The sequence below is a fragment of the Pseudoalteromonas sp. P1-30 genome, from assembly GCF_001400005.1.
Lineage (GTDB): Bacteria > Pseudomonadota > Gammaproteobacteria > Enterobacterales > Alteromonadaceae > Pseudoalteromonas > Pseudoalteromonas atlantica.
In genome coordinates this window covers 168,633-191,993 of the sequence record NZ_LKBC01000003.1, presented here as the reverse complement: position 1 = coordinate 191,993, position 23,361 = coordinate 168,633, and the positions used below count along the sequence as shown (strand labels likewise).

20 protein-coding genes are annotated in these 23,361 nt (G+C 41.7%); 13 read left to right on the top strand and 7 right to left on the bottom strand.

Translation table 11 applies throughout. The features are described 5' to 3' along the window. Positions 1–77 precede the first annotated feature (77 nt). A complete protein-coding gene (locus tag AN395_RS09090; RefSeq protein ID WP_054982775.1) occupies positions 78–3,518 on the bottom strand; it encodes a PAS-domain containing protein in 3,441 nt (1,146 codons plus the stop codon). A 392-nt stretch (positions 3,519–3,910) separates the two neighbouring features. On the opposite strand from AN395_RS09090, the gene AN395_RS09085 reads away from it, so the two are divergent. From AN395_RS09085 to AN395_RS09025, 13 genes are all read left to right on the top strand, one after another. Continuing rightward, a complete protein-coding gene (locus AN395_RS09085) occupies positions 3,911–4,174 on the top strand; it encodes a DUF4212 domain-containing protein (protein WP_004586074.1) in 264 nt (87 codons plus the stop codon). A gap of 10 nt (positions 4,175–4,184) precedes the next feature. After that, positions 4,185–5,909 (top strand): sodium:solute symporter family protein, encoded by a 1,725-nt coding sequence (locus tag AN395_RS09080; RefSeq protein ID WP_004586075.1) that lies wholly within the window; start codon positions 4,185–4,187, stop codon positions 5,907–5,909. A 113-nt stretch (positions 5,910–6,022) separates the two neighbouring features. Next, positions 6,023–7,861 carry a DUF294 nucleotidyltransferase-like domain-containing protein gene (locus tag AN395_RS09075; RefSeq protein ID WP_054982774.1) on the top strand — a complete coding sequence of 613 codons (1,839 nt, stop codon included), beginning with the start codon at positions 6,023–6,025 and terminating at the stop codon, positions 7,859–7,861. 15 nt (positions 7,862–7,876) lie between these two features. Then, positions 7,877–8,500 carry a 3'-5' exonuclease gene (locus AN395_RS09070; RefSeq protein ID WP_024033196.1) on the top strand — a complete coding sequence of 208 codons (624 nt, stop codon included), beginning with the start codon at positions 7,877–7,879 and terminating at the stop codon, positions 8,498–8,500. A gap of 21 nt (positions 8,501–8,521) precedes the next feature. After that, complete coding sequence (locus AN395_RS09065; protein WP_235576561.1) at positions 8,522–9,298, top strand: hypothetical protein; 777 nt, start codon at positions 8,522–8,524, stop codon at positions 9,296–9,298. Between the two features lie 82 nt (positions 9,299–9,380). Beyond that, positions 9,381–10,109: an SIMPL domain-containing protein gene (locus tag AN395_RS09060; protein ID WP_054982773.1), complete on the top strand. Its 729-nt coding sequence runs from the start codon at positions 9,381–9,383 to the stop codon at positions 10,107–10,109. Between the two features lie 79 nt (positions 10,110–10,188). Then, a complete protein-coding gene (locus tag AN395_RS09055) occupies positions 10,189–10,851 on the top strand; it encodes a peroxiredoxin-like family protein (RefSeq protein ID WP_054982772.1) in 663 nt (220 codons plus the stop codon). 178 nt (positions 10,852–11,029) lie between these two features. Next, entirely contained in the window at positions 11,030–12,040 is a 1,011-nt protein-coding gene (gene epd, locus AN395_RS09050) for an erythrose-4-phosphate dehydrogenase (RefSeq protein ID WP_004586080.1), read from the top strand. A gap of 63 nt (positions 12,041–12,103) precedes the next feature. After that, complete coding sequence (locus AN395_RS09045) at positions 12,104–13,279, top strand: phosphoglycerate kinase (protein ID WP_004586081.1); 1,176 nt, start codon at positions 12,104–12,106, stop codon at positions 13,277–13,279. A gap of 202 nt (positions 13,280–13,481) precedes the next feature. Beyond that, the gene (gene fba, locus AN395_RS09040; RefSeq protein WP_004586082.1) at positions 13,482–14,546 is read left to right on the top strand and encodes a class II fructose-bisphosphate aldolase; all 1,065 of its coding nucleotides are present in this window, start codon (positions 13,482–13,484) and stop codon (positions 14,544–14,546) included. Positions 14,547–15,181: 635 nt separating this feature from the next. Next, positions 15,182–15,871 (top strand): phosphate regulon transcriptional regulator PhoB, encoded by a 690-nt coding sequence (gene phoB, locus AN395_RS09035; RefSeq protein ID WP_004586083.1) that lies wholly within the window; start codon positions 15,182–15,184, stop codon positions 15,869–15,871. Between the two features lie 58 nt (positions 15,872–15,929). Next, entirely contained in the window at positions 15,930–17,237 is a 1,308-nt protein-coding gene (gene phoR / locus AN395_RS09030; protein ID WP_004586084.1) for a phosphate regulon sensor histidine kinase PhoR, read from the top strand. 115 nt (positions 17,238–17,352) lie between these two features. Then, positions 17,353–18,318 (top strand): PstS family phosphate ABC transporter substrate-binding protein, encoded by a 966-nt coding sequence (locus tag AN395_RS09025; RefSeq protein ID WP_004586085.1) that lies wholly within the window; start codon positions 17,353–17,355, stop codon positions 18,316–18,318. Positions 18,319–18,411: 93 nt separating this feature from the next. Here AN395_RS09025 and AN395_RS09020 read toward each other — a convergent pair whose 3' ends face one another. From AN395_RS09020 to gluQRS, 6 genes are all read right to left on the bottom strand, one after another. Continuing rightward, a complete protein-coding gene (locus tag AN395_RS09020) occupies positions 18,412–18,648 on the bottom strand; it encodes a hypothetical protein (protein WP_024033192.1) in 237 nt (78 codons plus the stop codon). A gap of 30 nt (positions 18,649–18,678) precedes the next feature. Then, positions 18,679–19,527, bottom strand: coding sequence for a pantoate--beta-alanine ligase (gene panC / locus AN395_RS09015; RefSeq protein ID WP_004586087.1), 849 nt, complete (start codon positions 19,525–19,527; stop codon positions 18,679–18,681). Then, a complete protein-coding gene (gene panB, locus AN395_RS09010) occupies positions 19,527–20,321 on the bottom strand; it encodes a 3-methyl-2-oxobutanoate hydroxymethyltransferase (protein ID WP_054982771.1) in 795 nt (264 codons plus the stop codon). The genes panC and panB overlap by 1 nt, the downstream gene beginning before the upstream one ends. A gap of 30 nt (positions 20,322–20,351) precedes the next feature. Further along, positions 20,352–20,837 carry a 2-amino-4-hydroxy-6-hydroxymethyldihydropteridine diphosphokinase gene (folK, locus tag AN395_RS09005; protein ID WP_029773910.1) on the bottom strand — a complete coding sequence of 162 codons (486 nt, stop codon included), beginning with the start codon at positions 20,835–20,837 and terminating at the stop codon, positions 20,352–20,354. A gap of 4 nt (positions 20,838–20,841) precedes the next feature. After that, entirely contained in the window at positions 20,842–22,173 is a 1,332-nt protein-coding gene (gene pcnB / locus AN395_RS09000) for a polynucleotide adenylyltransferase PcnB (RefSeq protein ID WP_004586090.1), read from the bottom strand. 234 nt (positions 22,174–22,407) lie between these two features. Continuing rightward, positions 22,408–23,352, bottom strand: a complete 945-nt coding sequence (gene gluQRS / locus AN395_RS08995; protein WP_054982770.1) for a tRNA glutamyl-Q(34) synthetase GluQRS — start codon at positions 23,350–23,352, stop codon at positions 22,408–22,410. Positions 23,353–23,361 lie beyond the last annotated feature (9 nt).

Sequence of the window (23,361 nt, the reverse complement as noted above, 5' to 3'; positions counted from 1 at the left end):
TTAGGGTTCCAACGCTTTGTTAAGCACATAAATAAGCCCAGCTAACGCTGGGCTTATTTTTTGCTGCTAATTGGCAATTACGTGCTGTGATTAAGTAAAGCTTTAAGCTTACCCGGCTTAATCGGCTTACTTAAATAATGAATATTAGCCGCTTTAGTTTCTTGTTTAAGCTCGGTGTCGCGTACGGCGGTTATAAGTATGGCGGGCACTTCGCTTTGCCATGTATCACGCAGTGTTTTTATAAGCGAAATACCATCGCAATCATTACCTAATTGGTAATCCATTAAAATTACATCGGGCGCTGTGTGCTGTTTAGCGTGCGCGAGTACTTTATTTACATCGTCAAACAAGGTGTAATTGGCTTGCCACTTTTTAAGTAAACTGGCCATTGCTGCTAGGTTTTCGGGGTCATCGTCTACCGCGACTATGTTAATCGCGGCGCGGTTTTCTACTAAGCTGCTGGCCGTTGCTTTTTGCTGTACAAACTGCGCATCTCCATAGGGTACTTCAATACTAAAGCGGCTGCCTTTACCGGGCTCTGAGTGCACATCAAGCTCTAAGCTAAGTAAATCGGCCATACGTTTTACAACGCCAAGCCCTAAACCAACGCCTTTGTTATCACCGGCTTCTATACGGTAAAAGTCGTTAAATATTTTAGCTTGTTCTATTTGGCTAATACCTGGGCCGGTGTCCCATACTTCTATACGTAAATTATGTTTACGGTTTCTGCACGCTATTAATACTCGCCCTGTTTCGGTGTATTTAACCGCATTAGACACCAAGTTTTGTATAATTCGGCGCAAGTAGGTGATGTCGCTATGCACAATTTGTGCGTTTGAACGCACGGTTAGTTTTAAGCCTTTATCGCTTGATAAAATAGCGTACTCGCTTTGCAGTGGCATAAGTATATCGTTTATACAAAAGTGGCGTGGGGTAGGGGTCATTGCGCCTTGCTCTAACTTGGCAATTTCTAGTAAGGCCGACATTAAATGCACGGTTGAGTCTAAACTGTGGCCAAGCTTATTAAAGCTATTTTGGTTAGTTGTATCAAGCTGCTTTTCATCAATGGCTGCAAGGTATAAACGTGCCGCGTTAAGGGGCTGTAAAATATCGTGGCTAGCCAGTGCTAAAAATCGCGTTTTACTGTCATTGGCTTGCTCTGCTTCGCGCTTGGCTAAAGTAAGTGCTTGCTCTGTTTTTACTCGGCTATCTATTTGTGCTTGTAAGTCTTTATTAATGGTTTGCACTTCTTGGGTTCGCGCTTCAATGCGGTTTTCAAGATCCATGTTAATTTCTTCAAGCGCATTTTGCGTACTTATATGGTTTGTAATGTCTGAAAAACTCGTTACAAAGCCGCCATCGGGTAGGGGGTTACCTATCATTTCGTACACTTGGCCATTACGGCGGTGACGAATAAAGTGATGCGAGCTACCATTTTTTAAATGCTGAACGCGTTTTTCTACTTGGCGCTCTATTTCGCCTGGGCCACATTCACCGCGTACTGCGTTGTACCTTATTATATCTTCTATGGGTTGCCCCACTTCTAAAAAGCCGTCGGGGTAGCCAAACATTTGGCTGTAGCGCTTATTCCATGCCACCAGTTTTAAGTCTTTATCGACCACCGAAATACCATGGCTTAAGTTTTCGAGCGAGGTATACAGCAAGTTTTGGTTAAACTGCAGTGCTTGTGTGGTTTCGTCAAAAAAGTTAACCACCTCTTCAAAGGCCATACGTTTACCCGATGAAACCGTACGTATTAGCGCCTGCGCCGAAGACGCCCCTAATACCCCAGTTAACGCACGCTCGCAGTAGGCTATAAATTCGGGCTCGGGGTGGGCATTATTGTCACTTAGCTGGTGCGAAAGTGAAAAGTGCGCCAGTACTTGTTGGCTGCGCTGAATACCTAAAAAGGTTTGCAGCAGTATTTTAAAGTCGTAAACCGTGGCTTTAACATTTTTGTTTAAGCGGCGCGATAAAATAGCCTGATCTTTAGGGTTAACAAATGCAGCGGCCTGGATTTTATCTATCAAGCGCTCTTCTGCCCCTAACGAAAAACTAATATAACAACCAATGTTAGCAAATAAGGCTATCAGAGTGCCGCGTGTAATAAGGGTTTGCTGAAGCTCGCTATCAAGAGCGCTACCGGCATCTAAAATTGGCATCATTAAAAATAATACCCAACAAATAAAACCCGCTAATAGCCCCGCATATACACCATAAGCATGGCCTTTTCGCCAGTAAAGCCCACCCACAATAGCCGGGAGCAGCTGCGTTACTAACGAAAACGCCACCAGCCCCATACTGGCCAGCGCACTACCATGGCCAAACCATTGCTGATAAAAATAAGCCAATATAAGTATGCCGGCTATGGTAAAGCGCCTGACTAATAAAATTTGCGATTTATAACTGCTGGTAATTAAGTTGCGCTTAAATTTACGGCGTAGCATAAGCGGCAGCACTACATCGTTAGAGATCATGGTGCTAAGCGTAAGTGTGGCCACCACGATCATGGCGGTGGCTGCAGAAAGCCCGCCAATAAATACAAAGGTACTTAAAAAAGCTTGGTCGTGAATAAGCGGTAACGCTAATACAAAGCTGTCGGGTGAAAAACTGCTACCAATACTTGGGTGAATTGCGGCAGTAGCAATAGGAATTATCATCGCGGCGGTGAGTAATAAATACAGCGGAAAAGCCCAGCGAGCAGTAAATAAATGGCGTTTGTCTTGGTTATCTACCACGGTGACATGAAATTGTCGTGGTAAACAAATTATTGCCGCGGCAGCCATAAGTGACTGGCCAATAAAGTTAAAACTAAAAAAGTTAAAGTTGCCCCAGTGTTGCCAAATCGACTCTGTGACTTTGTCGCCGCTAAGGGTGGGTAAATTAAATAAGGTGTACAAGGCTAAGCCAGCGACGGCAATAAGCGCAATGAGCTTTATCATTGACTCAAAGGCGACTGCTAGCATAAGCCCAGAGCGGTACTCGGTAACATCTACCTTACGGGTACCAAAAAATATTGCAAACAGCGCCATAATTAACGTGGCGGTGAGGGTAAGCATTTCGCCAGATATTTGATTGCTGTTTTGCAAAAGCAAAAAGCTGGTACTGAGTGCTTTTAACTGCAGCGCAATATAGGGAATGGTAGCAAGTAGGGCAATAACAGTGACCAGTATTGCACTGGTTTGACGTTTACCATAGCGGGCAGAAATAAAGTCGGCAATGGTGGTAATGTTTTGTTTTTTACTTACTAATACCAGTTTGCGTAAAAAGCCTTGGCCAAAAAAGAACAACAAGGAAGGCCCCAATAAAATGGGTAAATAGCTCCAACTACTGGTGGCGGCGGTACCAACCGAACCATAGTACGTCCACGAGGTACAATAAATCCCTAACGATAACGAATACACAAAAGGATGATGGCTAATCCGTTTAGCAAGTGGTGTTGTTTTATCGCCCCAATTAGCGAGCCAAAACAGCACCCCAATATAGCCTAATGCTACAAAAATCAGTACAGCAGTCATGTTGTTATTAAACCTTATTATTTATACCCACACACAATACCAGAGATAACTTTAAGTGTGCGTGCACAATTTTATGCAAAATATTAACGTTGTTTTTATTGTATTGATTTTAAATGATTATTTATATTGTTGATGATTTATTAGACTAATGTCGCATTTTTACACAAAGCCACTTAAATTTTGCCGTTAACGCGCTTAGGCAAAAGCTAACCTACTGAAAATTATGTGTAATTGTATTTTTAAATACAATTGCATTTGCAGTTTACGTAAACGTTAACAGGCTGTTACGACTATGGTCTCACTTCACTCTTCACGCCGCGTTGCTAAATTAATAACCGACTATAAAAAAACCACTCATTGCAATTATGCAATGCTTAAAGGGGAAAATAAAAATGGCTTTTAAAGATGAAGAACAAGCAAAAGCTTATTGGGCAGAAAACATTTCACTACTGTTTAAGTTACTAGCAGTGTGGTTTGTGGTCTCATTTGGCTTTGGCATATTACTGGTAGATGTACTGAATGAAGTACGTTTTTTTGGGTTTAAACTTGGCTTCTGGTTTTCACAACAGGGCGCTATTTACACCTTTGTAGCTTTGATTTTTGTTTACGTTTTCAAAATGAACACGTTAGATAAAAAATACGGCGTAGACGAATAGGAGCTAGGTAATGGATGTTCAAACACTCACATTTATAATTGTTGGTTTAAGTTTTGCGCTTTATATCGGCATTGCAATTTGGGCGCGTGCAGGCTCTACAAATGAGTTTTACGTGGCAGGGGGCGGCGTACCTCCGCTTGCCAATGGTATGGCAACCGCAGCCGATTGGATGAGCGCAGCGTCGTTTATTTCAATGGCGGGTATTATTTCGTTTGCAGGTTACGATGGCGGTGTTTACTTAATGGGGTGGACTGGCGGCTATGTATTACTCGCTATGTGTTTAGCGCCTTACTTACGTAAATTTGGCAAATTCACTGTACCTGACTTTATAGGCGATCGTTACTACTCACAAACAGCACGTGTTGTTGCTATTTTGTGTGCAATCTTTATTTGTTTTACTTACATTGCTGGACAAATGCGTGGCGTAGGCGTGGTATTTTCGCGCTTTTTAGAAGTAGAAATTGAAACCGGTGTTTACATTGGAATGGTGATTGTATTCTTTTATGCGGTACTTGGCGGCATGAAAGGCATTACCTACACGCAAGTAGCGCAGTACTGTGTGCTTGTGTTTGCCTATCTTGTGCCCGCTATCTTTATTTCAATGATGATGACAGGCCACTTCTTCCCGCAAACCGGCTTTGGTGCCACATTGAGTGATGGCTCAGGCATGTATGTACTTGATAAGCTAGACGGGTTAAGCGCAGAGCTGGGCTTTGCACAATACACCGAAGGCTCTAAAAGCATGATTGACGTATTTGCTATTACCGGCGCTTTAATGGTGGGTACTGCAGGTTTACCGCATGTAATTGTTCGCTTTTTCACTGTACCACGCGTTAAAGATACCCGTATTTCAGCAGCGTGGACACTGGTATTTATTGCTATTGTTTACACTACTGCACCGGCGGTTGCCTCGTTTGCACGTGTAAACATGATTGACACCATTAACGGTAAAGATGGTAGCGGTACAGAGTACGCTCAAGCACCAGCGTGGATCAAAAACTGGGAACGCACGGGCTTAATTACCTTTAATGATAAAAACGGCGACGGCAAAATGTTTTACACCGCCGGCAAGGTAGAAGACCCAACAAGCGCAAACGAAGTAAAAGTAGACCGCGATATTATGGTACTGGCTAACCCTGAAATTGCTGATTTACCAGCATGGGTAATCGCATTAGTTGCGGCCGGTGGTATTGCTGCTGCGCTTTCAACCACAGCGGGGTTATTGCTGGTTATTTCAACCTCAGTGTCGCACGATTTACTTAAACGCACCCTTAAACCCGACATAAGCGATAAACAAGAGCTACTAGCTGCTCGCTTAGCTGCGATGATTGCCATTGTTATATCGGCTTACTTTGGGATTAACCCGCCTGGGTTTGTTGCATCGGTGGTCGCCTTTGCCTTTGGTTTAGCGGCGGCGAGTTTCTTCCCAGCAATTATTATGGGGATATTCTCTAAAACAATGAATAAAGAAGGCGCAATTGCTGGCATGGTGACCGGTATAGGCTTTACCGCTGCGTATATTATCTTCTTTAAATTTGTAAGCCCTGAGCTTAATAGCCCAGAAAATTGGTTCTTAGGTATTTCACCCGAAGGAATTGGCTTAGTGGGAATGATAATTAACTTTGTGGTTGCTGCAACCGTACTTAAATTAACAAAATCGACACCGCTTGAAATACAACAAATGGTGGAAGGTATTCGTAATCCTAAAGGGTCAGGTGAAGCACACGCACATTAATGCGCTAAGCCTACTTAAAAATAAAGCACCAAAAGCCCGACTTTAGTCGGGCTTTTTATTTGTTCAAATAATGAGTACATTAGGTTTTGTGTATACTTTTTAAGAGTACAGCAATGAGTGTAGAGCAGCAGGAAGTTGCCCAGTTTGTGTGTATGCAGGCGCCATTTAGCATGCTACACGACAGTGCGTGTGAGTATTTTGTAAGCCATATTGATAGTATTTATTTAACCCGAGAAAACCAAGCGCAGTGGCTGCAAACGCAAACCCCAAAGCTTTTTTTAATTCGCTCTGGTTTATACGACCTAGTGGATGCAAAAGGCGATGTAGTGAAGCGTTTAGCGCAGGGGGATTACTTTGGCTATCCTTCTTTGTTAACAGGAGAGGCGATTCAAAATAGGTTACAGGTACAAAAAGAGGGCATAGTGTATATGCTTGCGCAAACGCATTTTGATTTTTTACGTCATCAATACAAACCGTTTGAGCAATATTTTGTACGCGCGCACGCCAATCGTTTACTTTCATCACATTATAAAAGTAAAAACGATAGCTGGTCTGAGCGTAGAATATCTGAGCTGATGACCCGCACCGCCATAACCTTAGCCCCCGATGCCAGTATTAGGCAAACCGCTAAAAAAATGAAAAAACACGGTGTATCGTCAATTATGATCACCGAACACGCCATTTTAGTTGGCGTAGTGACCGACCGCGACTTACGTAACCGTGTACTGGCCGACGAAGTCGACCCGCAAGATGCGGTTAGCAGCATAATGAGTGCAAAGCCTAAATTTATATTTGAAAACAATCGGGTGTTTTCTGCTTTGCATTTAATGCTTAAATACAATATTCATCATTTACCTGTACTTGATGAAAACCACAAGCCTTTGGGTATGCTTACCAGTACCGATTTACTGCGCCAGCAAAAAAGTGACCCTGTGCAGCTTATTGGTCGCATTTATAAAGCCCACAGCATTGCCGATTTAAAACGTTATGCAGGCGAAATCCCTGAGTTACTGCGAAGTTTTTCATACAACATAGAAGACATATCGCTAATTGGTAAATTGCTCAGCGGCTTAACCGATGCACTCACCTCGCGTCTTATTCATTTATTTCAAGAAGAAAATGGCGCAGCGCCCACCAGTTTTTGCTTTATATGTTTTGGCTCGCAAGCACGCGAAGAGCAAACCCTACATTCAGATCAAGACAACGGCTTATTACTCCCAGATGATTTAAGCGAGCAACACCAAGCTTACTTTAAACACATGGGGGAGTTTGTTTGTGAGCAGCTAGTAGAGTGCGGCATTAGGCGTTGCCCCGGAAATATTATGGCCAGCAGTGATGAGTGCAGAATGAGTGTAAGCCAGTGGTGCGAGCGCTTTTTTAAATGGATAAAAAGCCCAACCCCAAGTGCCATGCTTAACTGCAAAATATTTTTTGATTTGCGCTTTATAGAAGGCTCCAATGCCCTATACAGCGGCTTTTGCGAGCAGCTAAACAGAATATCGCGCGATGAGTTGTTTTATGCTGCTATGGCAACCGACATAAGAGCCAGCTCAGTGCCTATTGGCTTGTTTAATAAGCTTAAAACGCAAAAAAATGATAACAACCATAAGTACATTGATTTAAAAAAGCGTGGTGTGGTGATCATTAACGATATAGTGCGTTTATATGCGTTAAAAGCAGGTATAAAACGCGCCAATACCCAAGAGCGTTTAGATGCTTTACTTAAGCATTCACTGCTAAATAAAGACGATATTTATAATTTAAAAGATTGCTGGCGATTTTTAACTCAGTTGCGTTTTAGTACGCAAATAAACGAAGAAGGTTTGCCAAGTAACTGCATAAACCCCGATAAATTAAGTTCATTAGAGCGCCATCAGCTTAAAGAGGCTTTTTATTTAGTAAAACAAGCGCAACAAGCCGCGGCGTTTAAATTTGCCCGTGGCAGTTTGTAACAAGAGGTAAGCGCTGTGGTAAAGAAATGGCTCAGTAAGTATATAAAAAGGCGTAATTTATTAAGTCAAAATGCGTTAACGCAACGCTATTTAGTGATTGATTTAGAGCTTACTGGGCTTGATGTAAACCAGCATGAAATTGTCTCAGTAGCCTGGGTAAAAATAGATAACCAATGTATAAAAATGAGTGAGTCTCAGCATTTAATTAATAAAAACGTTAAACGCTTAGACCAAAGCCCTGTTTTTCACGGCATTATTGACGACACTGTGGCTAAAGGACAAAGCCTGCACACTATATTAACGCAGCTAAGCCGTGATTTTAGTGACCATATTTTGGTTTTTCATAACGCCATACTGGATTGGGGGTTTTTAAAAGCAGCCCTTAAAAACGCTAATATAAGTGCGCAACCTAAGTTAATACTCGACACCCTCCACATAGAAAAAAAGCGCCTTATTTGCCAAGGTGCAGAAATAAAACAAGATGATTTAACCCTAAGTGCGTGTCGCAAACGTTATGAGTTACCAAGCTATCATTGCCATAACGCACTTACAGACGCACAGGCCACCGCCGAATTATTATTAGCCCAGTGCTACCAAATAAACCGTGGTAAAGAGCTAAAAGTGGGTGAGTTAACCTAGGTTGGCTGTAGGCGCGGCTTTATGCCGCGCGAGCTAAACTCTGCTTATAATAAAGCGCAGTTTACTAATTATTTTGTTAAGATAAGAATTTTAAAAGGATTTATTATGGTAATTGAAGCCGCCAGTAAGTATTACAACCAGTTAAACAATGACCTTAAAGCAGTTAAAAAGTACATTCACAATAATTTTGGTGTGTTTCTTACTATTCTTTACTTACTGGGTAGTTTATCAGGCGTTGTGTATCTTTACGTTTTACTTAATAACTTCTCGGTTGATATATTCAATTTCATTGAAATAAGTGACTTTTTACTGGCACTGATTTCAAATTTTTTACTTATTACTCTTTATACTACGATCATCGTTTTAACAGCTATTTATTTAAATTGGCGCTCAGGACACATGCCAGATCCTAGTAAAACAACCGTGTTAAAAAAACTTTATTATGGCTTTGGTTACCCGTTCTATTTATTAAAACCTAGTTACTCATTAATGTTATTTTTAGCACTTATAATATCTACATACCCTACTATGTTGGCGCATTCACACAGTAAAGATATAATAAATGAAAGAACAATGAATTATCACTTGTCATTAAATTATCCAATTGCTCAGAGTAAAGTAACTCAACTTCAAAATGTTCAAATAGTAGCCTCAACAATGCGGAATTTATTTGTTTATGATAATAAACAAGATGAGTTACTTATTATTTCACAAGAAAATATCTCAGCTTTGATACCTAATCTACACCAAGAAAAAACGATTAAGCCAAAGTCAAAAGCTGCATCAAGCACACAGTAATTAAACATTCGCTGAAACACGATTGGCTGCTATTTATTAGTATGGACGCATAACCAAGCATGGCACTTATTCAGGACAAATTATGAGACTCATTACCACTATTCTTCTAACCTTATTCCCTGTGATCGCTTGTGCTAATTCGAGCTTACCTGCCAATCGTCATATCTCAGTGCAAGGCACTGCTGAGGTATTAGTTGAGCCTGACATGGCTAAAATACTATTTAAGGTGAATAGTGTTAAAAATGAGCCAAAAGCCGCCAATAACGCGCTTGAGAATAAAGTGAAGTTATTAATAGATGGGCTCAATCAATTTGAAATAAGCGCCGATGACGTAGTTGCCTCAAACGTTAAAATTGAAAAAACAGGAATGGATTATATTGAAACAGGGCATCAGGCACTTAGCGAATACGCAGCGATAAGAACGTTTGAAGTAACGCTAAACAGTATTGAGCGTGTGAGCGATTTAACCGATTTTTTATTGAACCAAGAAGTAAATGCGATTCAAAATATTGCGTTTTTATCTTCAAAATTTGAGCAATTACAAGCGCAAGCCACACAGTTAGCAATTGAAGATGCAAAAATAAAAGCGGATTTACTTGCTGATTCATTCAATGCAAAAGTAGGTGAAGTACGCACTATTCGCTCAACTAAAAACAACTATGACAGTGGTTTTAGTACAGCCATAACCAAGATGCACAGGGCGCAGCATGATAATAACTCTTTTCCTCAAATACGTAGTAACGATTTACAGGCAACAATAAGCTTTAAATCATCCATAAACGTGGTGTTTGATTTAGAGATAACTGATTAAATTAATAATTTCATTTCAAATACATGTTCGTACTGTAAGCTAGTTTTATGTTTTTGATTAATTTGAAGGTAGCAATACTATGAGCGATGAAAGCAACACATTAAAAGCACAAACCGAAGCAAAAATAGCAGCAGGGCGAAAAGGTAATCCTGATTTTATGAAAGGCGTTGATGAAACCATTGCTCAGGCAAAAGCGTTTCAAGAAGGGGCAAATGCACTTAATTTAGATCAAAATGCCCCACGCTTTGAACTGCCTAACCAGCACGCTGAGCAAGTTTTATTAGATGAGCTACTTGCAAAAGGGCCTGTGGTTATAGCTTTTTATCGTGGTAGTTGGTGCCCTTATTGTAATTTACAGCTAAAAGCGTTGCAGTCACGCCTAGCTGAAATTTACGCATTAGGCGCACAGCTGGTGGCTATTAGCCCACAAGCGCCCGATGGCTCAATGAGCGAAAACGACATACGTAATATGGATTTTGTTGTGCTGAGTGACCAAAATGCAGATGTAGCAGCAAGCTATGGCGTAGCGTGGCAAGTACCTGCATTTTTATTAGAGCATATGCGTGAAGACCGCGGCCTTGATTTAGAGTCGCTTAATAACGGCAACGGCAGTATTTTACCTATTCCTGCCACGTTTGTTTTAGATAGCCAAGGTAAAGTGACGTGGCGCTATGTTGATGTTGATTACCGCACCCGCTCAGAGCCACAAGATATAATTAATGCTTTAAAAGCACTACAGTAAGCACTCAAGCAAGCTCGCTTTATGCCCAAAAGTAGCCAAGTAAATTAGCTACTTTTGGGTTAATTTAAAGTTTCTAATCGCTCCCTCTTATAAAAATGTTCAAGGTCGATTACAATACAGCCATCTAAAAGGCATCGATGCCTTTGTCTGCACGTAAAGAGAGTGGATTTTATATTTCATGGCAATCAAACTTGCAATTAATGGTTTTGGTCGTATTGGTCGAAATATTGTCCGCGCGTTGTACGAGTCAGGTTTGAGCGACGAGATAAAAATTGTTGCGATTAACGAACTTGCTGACCCTGAAGCTATTGCTCATTTATTAAAATACGACACGTCCCACGGTCGTTTTTCTTTTCCTGTAAAACTTGGTGAAGACACCATTAGCGTTGCAGGCGATACCATTGCACTATTTTGTGAAGAAAACCCAGTAGAATTACCTTGGCAAACCCTTGATGTAGATGTAGTACTTGAATGTACCGGTGTTTATCACTCGCGCGAGCATGCACAATTACACATTACTGCGGGTGCTAAAAAGGTGTTGTTTTCGCACCCAGCTGATAACGATGTAGATGCCACCATTGTGTATGGCATTAACGACGATGAGCTCAAACGCGAGCACACTATAGTATCTAACGGCTCATGTACTACAAACTGTGTGGTGCCTGTTATTAAAGTGCTAGATGATGCGTTTGGCATTGAATCGGGCGCTATTACCACTATTCACGCGTCGATGAACGATCAACAAGTGATTGATGCGTACCATCATGATTTACGTCGTACCCGCGCTGCGAGTCAGTCTATTATTCCGGTTGATACAAAATTAGCACGAGGAATAGACCGCATTTTACCCAAATTTGAAGGGCGCTTTGAAGCCATTGCGGTTCGCGTGCCGACAATTAACGTAACGGCAATGGATTTAAGTGTTACAGTAAATGCCGATGTAGATTTAAAGGCGGTAAATACGGCACTTAAAGCCCAAGCAAAAGACCGCTTAGAAGGTATTTTAAGTTACACCGAAGAGCCATTGGTATCGGTTGATTTTAATCACGACCCACATTCTTGTATTATTGATGGCACGCAGACACGTGTTAGTCACAAACGCCTGATAAAGTTACTTGTTTGGTGTGATAACGAATGGGGTTTTGCCAATCGCATGCTAGATACAGCACGTGCGATGATGGCTAAGTAAGCATTTTATAATAATTTTAAAATTTATTTTTCAGGTTCAAGTATCGTTAACTAAGGAGATGTTATGTCGGTCATAAAAATGGCAGATTTAGATTTAAACGGCAAGCGCGTATTAATTCGTGAAGATTTAAATGTACCAGTTAAAGCAGGTAAAGTGACCTCAGATGCACGTATTCGTGCTGCACTGCCTACTATTAAGCTAGCTCTTGAAAAAGGCGCTAAAGTAATGGTTATGTCGCACCTTGGCCGCCCAACAGAAGGCGAGTACGATGACGAATTTTCACTTGCCCCTGTAGCCGATTACCTAAACGATGCACTTGAGCAAAATGTACGCCTTGAAAAAGACTACTTAAACGGCGTTGAAGTTGCCGATAACGAAGTGGTTGTATTTGAAAACGTACGATTTAATAAAGGCGAGAAGAAAAACGACGAAGCCTTATCAAAACAACTTGCTGCACTGTGTGATGTGTATGTAATGGATGCATTTGGCACCGCTCACCGCGCACAAGCGTCTACTCATGGCGTTGGCTTATTTGCAGATGTTGCCTGTGCTGGCCCGTTATTATCAGCAGAACTTGAAGCACTAGGTAAAGCACTAGATAACCCAGCACGCCCATTAGTGGCAATTGTAGGTGGTTCTAAAGTATCAACTAAATTAACTGTTTTAGACTCGCTTTCAACGATTGTAGATCAGCTTGTAACAGGTGGCGGTATTGCTAATACCTTTATTGCAGCTGCGGGTCATCCGGTTGGTAAATCACTTTATGAAGCTGATTTAATGGATGAAGCAAATCGTTTATGTGCAGCAGCTAAAGCAAACGATGGTGAAATTCCGGTACCGACTGATGTTGTGGTAGGTAATGAATTTTCAGACTCTGCAGTCGCTACGCTTAAAGATGTAAGCGAAGTAACAAGCGATGACATGATTTTTGATATTGGCCCTGATACAGCCAGCCAGCTTGCAAAAATTATTGCAAACGCCGGTACTGTTGTATGGAATGGCCCAGTTGGCGTATTTGAGTTTGATCAGTTTGGTAATGGTACACGTGCTATTGCTCAGGCAATTGCTAACTCTAATGCGTTTTCGATTGCAGGCGGTGGTGACACTTTAGCGGCAATTGATAAATACGGCATTGCCGATAAAGTATCTTACATTTCTACCGGTGGTGGTGCGTTCTTAGAGTTTTTAGAAGGCAAAAAACTTCCTGCAGTAGAAATGCTAGAGTCGCGCGCTAAATAATAATTTTTAGCCGCATTAGGTGAGGGGAAACCCTCACCAACGATTAATTATTAAATACCTCTCACCCTTATTTAATAGTTAATTAAGACAAAACTGAGCAGTGTAAATTGCTTTATTTTGTGGCGCAGTGATTGCGTCAAACTAACATATCCGTTCAAACTAGATGGCAGGAGACTGCTGTCGATAAATTGGAGAATACCCAATGGCTTTAATCAGTATGCGACAACTTTTAGATCATGCAGCTGAACACGGTTACGGCGTTCCAGCCTTTAACGTGAATAACCAAGAGCAAATGCGCGCAATAATGGAAGCGGCTGATAAAACAAACAGCCCAGTAATTGTTCAAGGATCAGCAGGCGCACGTGCTTATGCTGGTGCTCCATTTATCCGCCACATGATTTTAGCAGCCGTTGAAGAATGGCCGCACATTCCAGTAGTAATGCACCAAGATCACGGTACCTCACCCGGTGTTTGCCAACGCTCAATTCAACTTGGCTTTTCATCAGTTATGATGGATGGCTCATTAATGACTGACGGAAAAACCCCATCAAGCTACGAATATAATGTAGAAGTAACACGCGAAACCGTGGCTATGGCACATGCATGTGGTGTATCGGTAGAGGGCGAGCTAGGTGTACTTGGCTCACTTGAAACCGGTGAAGCGGGCGAAGAAGATGGTGTAGGCGCAGAAGGTAAACTAACTACCGATCAAATGCTTACTGACCCAGAAGAAGCCGCTGATTTTGTAAATAAAACCCATGTTGATGCCTTAGCAATTGCTTGTGGAACATCGCACGGTGCGTACAAATTTACGCGCCCACCCACAGATGACATTTTAGCGATTGATCGTATTAAAGAAATTCACGCACGTATCCCGAACACGCACTTAGTTATGCACGGATCGTCGTCTGTACCACAAGAATGGTTAGAGATCATAAATCAATACGGTGGCGAAATTCCTGAAACGTACGGCGTACCTGTTGAGCAAATTGTAGAAGGGATCAAATACGGTGTACGTAAAGTAAATATTGATACCGATTTACGCCTGGCCTCTACCGGTGCTATTCGCCGTCATATGGCGCTTAACCCATCTAACTTCGATCCGCGTAAATACCTAGCAGAAGCAACTAAAGCAATGACAGAGATTTGTGTTGCGCGTTACAACGCGTTTGGTACAGCTGGTCAAGCAGGTAAAATTAAGCCAATTTCACTTGATGACATGCACCTTAAATATTTAAGTGGTGAGTTAGACCCACAAATTAAATAATGATCTTTGATTAATAAAATACCGTTATAAAAACCAGCTGGCGTAATCCAGCTGGTTTTTTTATACCGCAAGGCACTGGGATCACTGTTGTACCAACTTAATAAAATGGGATCACTGATTTACTAACCGCCCCGTATTCGGATCATTTATTTACCAACTAGCGCATAAATTTACGCCACGTTAGGCGCTCAATCAATCAGATCGTTTTTTATTTGTACAATAGATCAGGTGCTTAGTTGTTTGACTAAGTATAACCGTGATCCCAAACCCGATCGGCTTAGTAAAAATCTGATCTTTTTATAGGCTGCTTAGTAAAAAACAGATCTATTTTTAACCACGTAATCACATCTTTCAGTGCAAACTCAGTTTCGTATCTGGTTTTTTTACTGTGTTAGTAAAGTAATGATCCCGCCATGAATATCTACTCAGAAATAAAACTGTCATCTTTTTGTAAATATGTTTTGATTAACCGTAATTTGCAAAATAGTTTTAAAAATATGACGTTAATGAGGTTTTTTGTCACTATTTTGTGTTTTTTTTACCAGGATTTTAATTTACACGTTACACTTTCATAAAAATGTCATACTTAGTCATAATAATGAAAACTAATTCGATAGCGTAAGAGATAATTTGGAATGTCACGTAAAGTACTAGTCGTAGATGATGAAGCTCCTATCAGAGAGATGTTAGTTTTTGTTTTAGAGCAAAATGGATTTCAAGCAATTGAAGCAGAAGATTACGATTCTGCAATTGCAGCTATGGTTGAACCATACCCAGATATGGTTTTACTCGATTGGATGTTACCAGGCGGTAGCGGTATTCAAATTGCTAAGCAATTTAAGCAAAGTGAATACACACGCCAAATTCCAATCATTATGCTTACAGCCCGCGGCGAAGAAGAAGACAAAGTACGCGGCCTAGAAGTAGGGGCAGATGACTACGTCACTAAACCTTTTTCTCCTAAAGAGTTAATGGCTCGTATTAAAGCGGTTATTCGCCGTGTATCGCCTACCTCATTAGAAGAAGCCATAGAAGTACATGGCTTGCGTTTAGACCCAATATCGCACCGCGTTACCTCTGAGGGAAGCGAGCTTGATATGGGCCCAACCGAATTTAGATTATTACATTTTTTTATGACTCACCCAGAGCGTGTTTATAGCCGTGAACAACTGCTTGACCATGTTTGGGGAACTAATGTGTACGTAGAAGACCGTACAGTTGATGTGCACATACGTCGTTTACGCAAAGCGATTGCACCGCTGGGGCATGATCGCTTAGTACAAACAGTACGTGGTGCAGGTTATCGTTTTTCTAGTAAATTATAAGGTACCGCAGCTAGGGTGTGAGTACGCATAAATTACTACTCAAAGGTAAAGTGAGTGTATGTATCGAGTTATTAATAAACAGGCGTTAGTAAAACGTCTGTTTATCTATTTTTTACCCCTGTTATTAGTTGGTGTGCTTATTGGTGCACCTTTTTTGCTTTTATTTTTAGGCACTTCTTCTCTTTTAGTCTGGCATTATCATCAACTTTATCGCTTAAGCGATTGGCTTTTAAATCAACGTAGCTTTAACCCACCAGAGGGCGAGGGTGCCTGGGAACAAGTATTTGAAGGCATTTATCATTTACAGCACCGTAATCGTAAAAAACGCAATGAACTGGCCGATTTAATTCGTCGCTTTCGCGATGGAGCTGAAGCCGTACCCGATGCCGTAGTGGTGTTGCAAAGTGATTTAAGCATTGTTTGGTGTAACCAACTTGCACTTAAAGTATTGGGGCTACAATGGCCGACCGATCATGGCCAGCGCCTAGATAACCTAATACGCGAACCTAAATTTGCCAAGTACATGCTGCGGGGTGAATTTGAAGAGCCATTAGAGCTTGATAACGGGCATATTGTTGACCAAGTGCTTGAATTTAGGGTAATGCCGTATGCCAACACGCAGCTTATGGTGGTAGTACGTGATGTAACACGCCTAAAGCAACTAGAGCAAATGCGCAAAGACTTTGTTGCCAATGTATCGCATGAGCTGCGTACGCCGCTTACGGTTGTTACTGGCTACCTTGAAATGATGGATGGCGATATGATGCCACCGCCTGCAATGTGGAATAAAGCGCAAAATACCATGCTTGAGCAATGTAAGCGTATGGACAGCTTAGTTAATCAGCTTTTATCTCTTTCGCGTATTGAAGGGGCGCGTAGGCAAGACAACGACAAAGCCATTAATGTGCCGCAAATGCTCAACTACATTAAAACCGAAGCGCAGTCTATAAACCAAGACAAAGGCCATGAGCTTATTTTTGATATAGATAATGAGCTTGATATTAAAGGCTCTGAAGATGAGCTACGCAGTGCATTTTCTAATTTAGTGTTTAACGCTATACATTACACTAAAGCGGGCGGAAAAATTGTTGTTACCTGGCAGCGTAAAGAGGGGCTTGCGCACTTTAGCGTAAATGATAATGGCGATGGTATTGCACCAGAGCATATAAATCGTTTAACTGAGCGCTTTTACCGCGTAGATAAAGCAAGGAGTCGCACAACCGGTGGCTCAGGTTTAGGCTTAGCAATTACTAAACATGTACTTACACGTCACGATAGTAAATTAAATATAAGCAGTGAGCTTGGTAAAGGCTCGTGTTTTTCTTTCGACTTTTCAAAGGATAAGCTTGTTAACTTAGCAAGTTAAAGGCAATAAAAAGCAAAGTCATAAAAGTGTCATTTAAGAGTAATGTAACTGTCATCTACTCACTTTACAGTAGACGACAGTTAGGAAATGGGACGAACAAATCGGAGAACCCCGCATGAAATTTAAAAACTTAGTTGCCGCAATGGGTGTGGCTGTTACAACATTAGTATCTGCACAGGCTGTTGCTCTTGACGACGCAATTCCTGAATATCAAAAAATTAACGGCGTTTCAGGTAACTTTTCATCTGTAGGCTCTGATACTTTAGCTAACATGATGACTTTTTGGGCTGAAGAGTACAAACGTATTTACCCAAATGTGAATATTCAAATTCAAGCGGCAGGTTCGTCTACTGCTCCACCAGCGCTTACCGAAGGCACCTCTAACATGGGTCCTATGAGCCGTAAAATGAAATCAAAAGAAATCGAAGCGTTTGAAAAACGCTACGGTTACAAGCCTACAGAAGTGCGTGTAGCGATTGATGCATTAGCGGTATTTGTACACAAAGATAACCCAATTGAAGGCTTACGTATTGACCAAGTAGATGCTATTTTTTCATCTACTCGTAAATGTGGTGCGTCTGAGCAAGTTAACCGCTGGAGCGATGTTGGCCTAACGGGCGACTGGGCTGCAAAAGACATTCAATTATACGGACGTAACTCTGTATCAGGGACTTACGGTTACTTTAAAAAGAAAGCACTGTGTAAAGGTGACTTCCGTAACAACGTAAATGAGCAACCAGGTTCAGCCTCTGTTGTACAGTCAATCTCATCTTCATTAAACGCGATTGGTTACTCAGGCATTGGTTACAAAACGTCGGGTGTACGTACGGTTCCTTTATCTAAAAAAGGCACTAACTACGTAGATGCAACGCTTGATAATGTTGCTAAAGGTAAATACCCACTTTCTCGTTTCTTATACGTTTACGTGAACAAGCACCCTAATAAGCCGCTTTCACCAATTGAAGCTGAGTTCTTAAAAATGGTACTTTCTAAAGACGGTCAAAAAATCGTTGAAAAAGATGGTTACGTACCACTATCTGCTAAGTTAGTAGAAGCAGAGCTTAAAAAGTTAGGTTTATAATTTAAACCCAACCAATAAAAAAACCGCTCAATGAGCGGTTTTTTTGTGTGTAAAATTTTAAAGCGTAAAACAGATTAACTTACTAAAAAGCGATTACAGATCAGTCAGCTTTTGCGCTTGTGCTTTACACTGATTATAGCTCTCTACACACTTAGCAGAGCACACTTGCTGTTTTAACCCTTTGTCAATTGATTGCTGATCGCAACTATTTTCGCACTGATAGTTTTGTTGTGCGCATTGGTTTAACTCAGGGTTTTTCACTTGATTTTGGCAAGCTGCTAACAATGAAAATGAAAGGGCGAGGGCGCTCGTTTTAATAAATGTTTGCATGCTTATCCTTAACGTTGAACTGCGCTTTTGTTAAATCTCAACTTGTAAGTTGTCGATTAATCTAACATTGCCTAAAAAGGCGGCAGCTAAAATAACAAGTTGTGTATCATCAAGTGTAGCAGCTTTTAATGTATCTCGTTGAGCTATCTCAAAATAATCTGGCTTTAAGCCGGCTTGCTCTAAACTAAGCTGTGCGCTTTGCTCAAGTGCTTTGTAATCGGTATTACCTGCTTTGAGCTGCTCAGCGCAGCTGTTTAGTGTTTTAAATAATGCGGTAGCCGTGGCTTTTTGCTCTGCAGATAAATAGCCATTTCGCGAGCTCATAGCTAGGCCTGAAACTTCACGCATGGTCGGTACACCAACAATTTCAACCGGAATTGATAAATCGCGTACCATGGTTTTAATCACTTGCAGCTGCTGAAAGTCTTTTTCGCCAAAGCATGCGTAATCTGGTTGTACTAAGTTAAATAACTTAGTCACTACCGTGGCAACGCCTCTAAAGTGTCCTGGGCGCGTGCCGCCACAATACCCCATAGATACGCCTGGTACATCTACAAAGCTTTGCTCACCAAGTCCATTTGGGTAAATGGTGTCTACGCTTGGGGTAAACACAATATCGGTGTTTAAGTCGGCTAAGCCTTGTTTGTCTTCGTTTAATGTACGCGGGTAGCTATCTAAATCTTCGTTGGCACCAAATTGCATTGGGTTGACAAAAATACTCACAACCACCTTATCGGCCATTGTTTTTGCCTTTTCAACCAATGAAAAGTGGCCGCGGTGTAAGTTGCCCATGGTTGGCACTAAAGCCACGCTTAAACCTGCTTGGCGCCAAGCTTTAATTTGACTACGTAATGATTTAATTTCAGTAATTGACTGCATTATTTAAACTCATGTTCGGCGCTTGGAAATGCACCACTTTTAACGTCTGAACAATATTTTTTAACTGCATCTGGCATGTTGCCAGTTTCCAGTAAAAAGTTTTTAGAAAATTTAGGAATGTATCCTGCCGAAATACCGACTAAGTCGTGCATTACCAGTATTTGGCCATCCGTTACATTACCTGCGCCAATACCTATGGTAGGAATGGTGACGGCATCGGTAATGCGTTTAGCGAGCGCACTTGGGATACACTCAAGCACTAATAATTGGGCACCTGCGGCTTCTAGCGCTTTTGCATCATCAATCATTTTTTGCGCTTTGTCGTCTTCGCGGCCTTGAATTTTAAAGCCACCAAATACGTGTACTGATTGCGGCGTTAATCCTAAATGGCCACAAACAGGAATCCCTTGCTGCGTTAAACTTTTAATGCTGTCGTAAAGCCATTCACCGCCTTCAAGTTTTACCATATTAGCGCCTGCACGCATTAACTCTGCTGCATTTTTACAGGTGTCGCTAACGTTTGAATAGCTCATAAAGGGCATATCGGCTATTACAAAAAGCTCACGGCTGCCACCGCGTACACAGCGGGTATGATAGGCTATATCTTGATTGGTTACGCCTAGGGTATCGTCGCCACCTTGCAGCACCATGCCCAAAGAGTCGCCCACTAAAATAACGTCCACACCGTTATCATGAAATAACTTAGCAAAACTGGCATCGTAAGCGGTTAATGCGGTGATTTTGTTATTTTCTGCTTTCATTTTATTTAAAGTAGAAACGGTTATTTTAGACATAATATCCTCGCAGGCATAAGCCTTGGTTAATTACAGAGGTAATTGTTGTAAGTCGTTGAGCGGTAAGTCTTGCGCAATGGTTTTTAATGCAATGCCGCTTGGTAAAATCAGTTCTGGGGCAAGCTCAAGTAAAGGGTAAACTACAAACTCACGTTCGCACAGGCCATAATGTGGCACAGTTAAGCGCTGGGTATTAATCACTTGCTGACCAAACAGTAAGGTATCTATATCGAGCGTACGCGGCCCCCAACGTTCGGCTTTTCTTACCCGTCCATGTTCAAGCTCTATGGCTTGAGTTAAATCAAGTAATTGCTCAGGTTCAAGCGCGGTTTTAATACACGCTACGGCATTTACATAGTCGGGTTGATCTTGTGGGCCCATTGGTTTGCTTGCATAGTAATGCGATACACTTATAAATTCACAATGAGGCAGCTTTTTAAGCGCACAAACGGCGTTATCAAGCTGCTCTTTGGGTGAGTTTAGGTTGGCACCTAAACCCAAATATACACACTGCATGCAATTACTCGGCTGGCTTTTTAGTGGTGCGGCGGCGCGGACGTTTACGTGGTTTAGGCCCACCTTGGTGGCCTAGGTTTTTTACCATTTCTTTTTGGCCATTAATATCTAGGCTCAAGTATTGTGTCCACCACTGGGCAAGCTCACTATGTTGGTGCTCACCGGCATCCACTCGCAATAATAAAAAGTCATAAGCGGCTTTAAATCGTGGCTGCTGGGTAAGTCTGTAAGCGCGTTGGCCGGCACGTTTATCTAAACGTTGCTGTATATGCCAAATGTCGCGCGCGCCTAAGGTAAAGCGTTTAGGTACTGCTATATGCTGGGCATTTTCGCTCAGTACTTTATTCATGGCTTGAGCAAAGGCATCAAAGTAAGACAGCTGTTCTTGTTGTTTAATTTTAGTTGTGCGCTCAAGCAGCGGAAACCACATTAAAGCAGCAAATATAAACGCAGGCGTTACTTTTTTATCTGCATTAATGCGTTTATCGGTGTTTTGAAACATTTGCTGAATAAACGCCGCTTCTAAGCCGTCAGGGTTTTTATCTAAAATTTTATCAAGCACCGGAAATAACGACTTAAACAAGCCGTATTGGCGTAGCATTAAATAGTTAGCTTCGGCTTTACCGTTTAAAAACAGCTTTAGAACTTCTTCAAATAAACGCGCTGGCGGTATGTTATCAAGTAGGCTGGCAAGCGCAGTAATTGGCTTTTCACTCTTTGGCGCTATGCTCATATCAAGCTTGGTTGCAAAGCGTACCGCACGTAGCATACGTACAGGGTCTTCGCGGTAGCGTGTTTCTGGGTCGCCAATTAACTCAATTTGTTTTGCTTGTATGGCCGCTAAGCCATTGGCGTAATCGTATATACAAAAATCGTTAATAGAGTAATACAGCGCGTTGATAGAAAAATCACGGCGCTCGGCGTCTTCTTCAATGCTACCAAACACGTTATCGCGCAGTAACTGCCCGTGCTCGCTTGATTGGCTAATTTGGTTTTTGTCTTCTTGCGCTTCGTGGTGCCCGCGCATGGTGGCTACTTCTATAATTTCGCGACCAAAAACAATATGTGCTAATCGAAAACGACGACCAATTAGGCGGCAATTTCTAAATAGTTTTTTAACTTGCTCTGGGGTGGCATTGGTAACAACGTCAAAGTCTTTTGGTTGTTGACCTAACAATATATCGCGAATACAACCACCTACAAGGTAAGCGTCGTAACCACCGTCTTTTAAACGGTAAAGTACTTTGATTGCATTTGGGCTAAATTGTTTACGTGAAATACCATGTTCGCCGCGTGTTACAACAACCGGTTCATCACTTGTTTGAGTGCTTTGCACATCGGCATTTGGGCCGATTATTTGCCTGCAAAATTGAAAAAGCTTGGAAATAATAATCTGTCTCCTACAGAAATGATGATTGGCTGGTCATCGCAATCAAAAAGCACATAAATTAGGTATTATAGTGCGGTGCTTTGTATTTATTGTAAATAGCCTCTATTTAGGCGGCTATCATATACCAGCGCGGTATAAAAATTAAGTTGATGGACTGAAATTAAGCCGTTTTTAAGTTTTTTATTTGCTTAAATGCGTAAATTTAGTGCTGTTTGGATGCTGACCTTGCGAAATTTGAATTTCGGGTATGTTTGGCACCGCTGTTAAGCTAAATTCGTTAATAGCCCACACCATTAATTGCTCTACAGACAAATCATTCAATTGGCTATGCACAGGTAAGTTTAAAAATTCAAACGCATCAATAAGCGCGGGCTTTGGGTTGTCTGTGCTAATAGCGGGCGCATAATTTTGTTTAGAGAGTTTAAAACCAGGCTCGGCCACCGCAAGGGGGAAATGTGCGTATTGGGGAATGGGCGCATTAAGCTGTTTAAATAAACTGATTTGCCGTGCTGTAGGCTCGATTAAATCGGCGCCACGTACCACACGATTAATACCTTGCTCAATGTCATCAATAACCACCACTAGTTGGTAGGCAAATAATCCGTCACTGCGCTTTATTATGTAATCTTCATGGGCTAATGCACTATTTACAGTAATATCGCCTTGAATCAAATCGTTAAAATGGCATGTTGGGTGCTGTTGGCTAAGACGAAGTGCGCCTTGCTCTGTTGATAAGTTAAGTGTTTTGCAGTGACCTTGGTAAATGCCACCCATGGCTTTTATTTGTTTGCGAGAACAGCGACAACCATACACACATTGTTGGTGGATCAGCTTGTTTGTTACCTCTTGATAAAGAGGTAGGCGCTGAGTTTGATAAACAACGGATTCGTCCCAGTAAAGGCCGTAGGCTTGTAAGGTATTTAGAATATGGGTGTCGGCATTTTTAACCACGCGGGTGGTGTCTATATCTTCAATGCGCACTAACCATTTTCCCTGATTTACTTTAGCATCAAGGTAGCTGCCCACAGCCGCCACAAGTGAGCCAAAATGAAGTGGCCCAGAAGGAGACGGTGCAAATCGACCGCGATAGTCACGCTTTGGCGTGGTAACGGCTGTAGGAGACATAGTTAACTA

Excerpts from the sequence above, each read along its gene's own strand:
- AN395_RS09090 (WP_054982775.1), bottom strand. The coding sequence starts at position 3,518 with ATGACTGCTGTACTGATTTTTGTAGCATTAGGCTATATTGGGGTGCTG.
- AN395_RS09085 (WP_004586074.1), top strand. The coding sequence starts at position 3,911 with ATGGCTTTTAAAGATGAAGAACAAGCAAAAGCTTATTGGGCAGAAAAC.
- AN395_RS09080 (WP_004586075.1), top strand. The coding sequence starts at position 4,185 with ATGGATGTTCAAACACTCACATTTATAATTGTTGGTTTAAGTTTTGCG.
- AN395_RS09075 (WP_054982774.1), top strand. The coding sequence starts at position 6,023 with ATGAGTGTAGAGCAGCAGGAAGTTGCCCAGTTTGTGTGTATGCAGGCG.
- AN395_RS09065 (WP_235576561.1), top strand. The coding sequence starts at position 8,522 with ATGCCGCGCGAGCTAAACTCTGCTTATAATAAAGCGCAGTTTACTAAT.
- AN395_RS09060 (WP_054982773.1), top strand. The coding sequence starts at position 9,381 with ATGAGACTCATTACCACTATTCTTCTAACCTTATTCCCTGTGATCGCT.
- AN395_RS09055 (WP_054982772.1), top strand. The coding sequence starts at position 10,189 with ATGAGCGATGAAAGCAACACATTAAAAGCACAAACCGAAGCAAAAATA.
- epd (WP_004586080.1), top strand. The coding sequence starts at position 11,030 with ATGGCAATCAAACTTGCAATTAATGGTTTTGGTCGTATTGGTCGAAAT.
- AN395_RS09045 (WP_004586081.1), top strand. The coding sequence starts at position 12,104 with ATGTCGGTCATAAAAATGGCAGATTTAGATTTAAACGGCAAGCGCGTA.
- fba (WP_004586082.1), top strand. The coding sequence starts at position 13,482 with ATGGCTTTAATCAGTATGCGACAACTTTTAGATCATGCAGCTGAACAC.
- phoB (WP_004586083.1), top strand. The coding sequence starts at position 15,182 with ATGTCACGTAAAGTACTAGTCGTAGATGATGAAGCTCCTATCAGAGAG.
- phoR (WP_004586084.1), top strand. The coding sequence starts at position 15,930 with ATGTATCGAGTTATTAATAAACAGGCGTTAGTAAAACGTCTGTTTATC.
- AN395_RS09025 (WP_004586085.1), top strand. The coding sequence starts at position 17,353 with ATGAAATTTAAAAACTTAGTTGCCGCAATGGGTGTGGCTGTTACAACA.
- AN395_RS09020 (WP_024033192.1), bottom strand. The coding sequence starts at position 18,648 with ATGCAAACATTTATTAAAACGAGCGCCCTCGCCCTTTCATTTTCATTG.
- panC (WP_004586087.1), bottom strand. The coding sequence starts at position 19,527 with ATGCAGTCAATTACTGAAATTAAATCATTACGTAGTCAAATTAAAGCT.
- panB (WP_054982771.1), bottom strand. The coding sequence starts at position 20,321 with ATGTCTAAAATAACCGTTTCTACTTTAAATAAAATGAAAGCAGAAAAT.
- folK (WP_029773910.1), bottom strand. The coding sequence starts at position 20,837 with ATGCAGTGTGTATATTTGGGTTTAGGTGCCAACCTAAACTCACCCAAA.
- gluQRS (WP_054982770.1), bottom strand. The coding sequence starts at position 23,352 with ATGTCTCCTACAGCCGTTACCACGCCAAAGCGTGACTATCGCGGTCGA.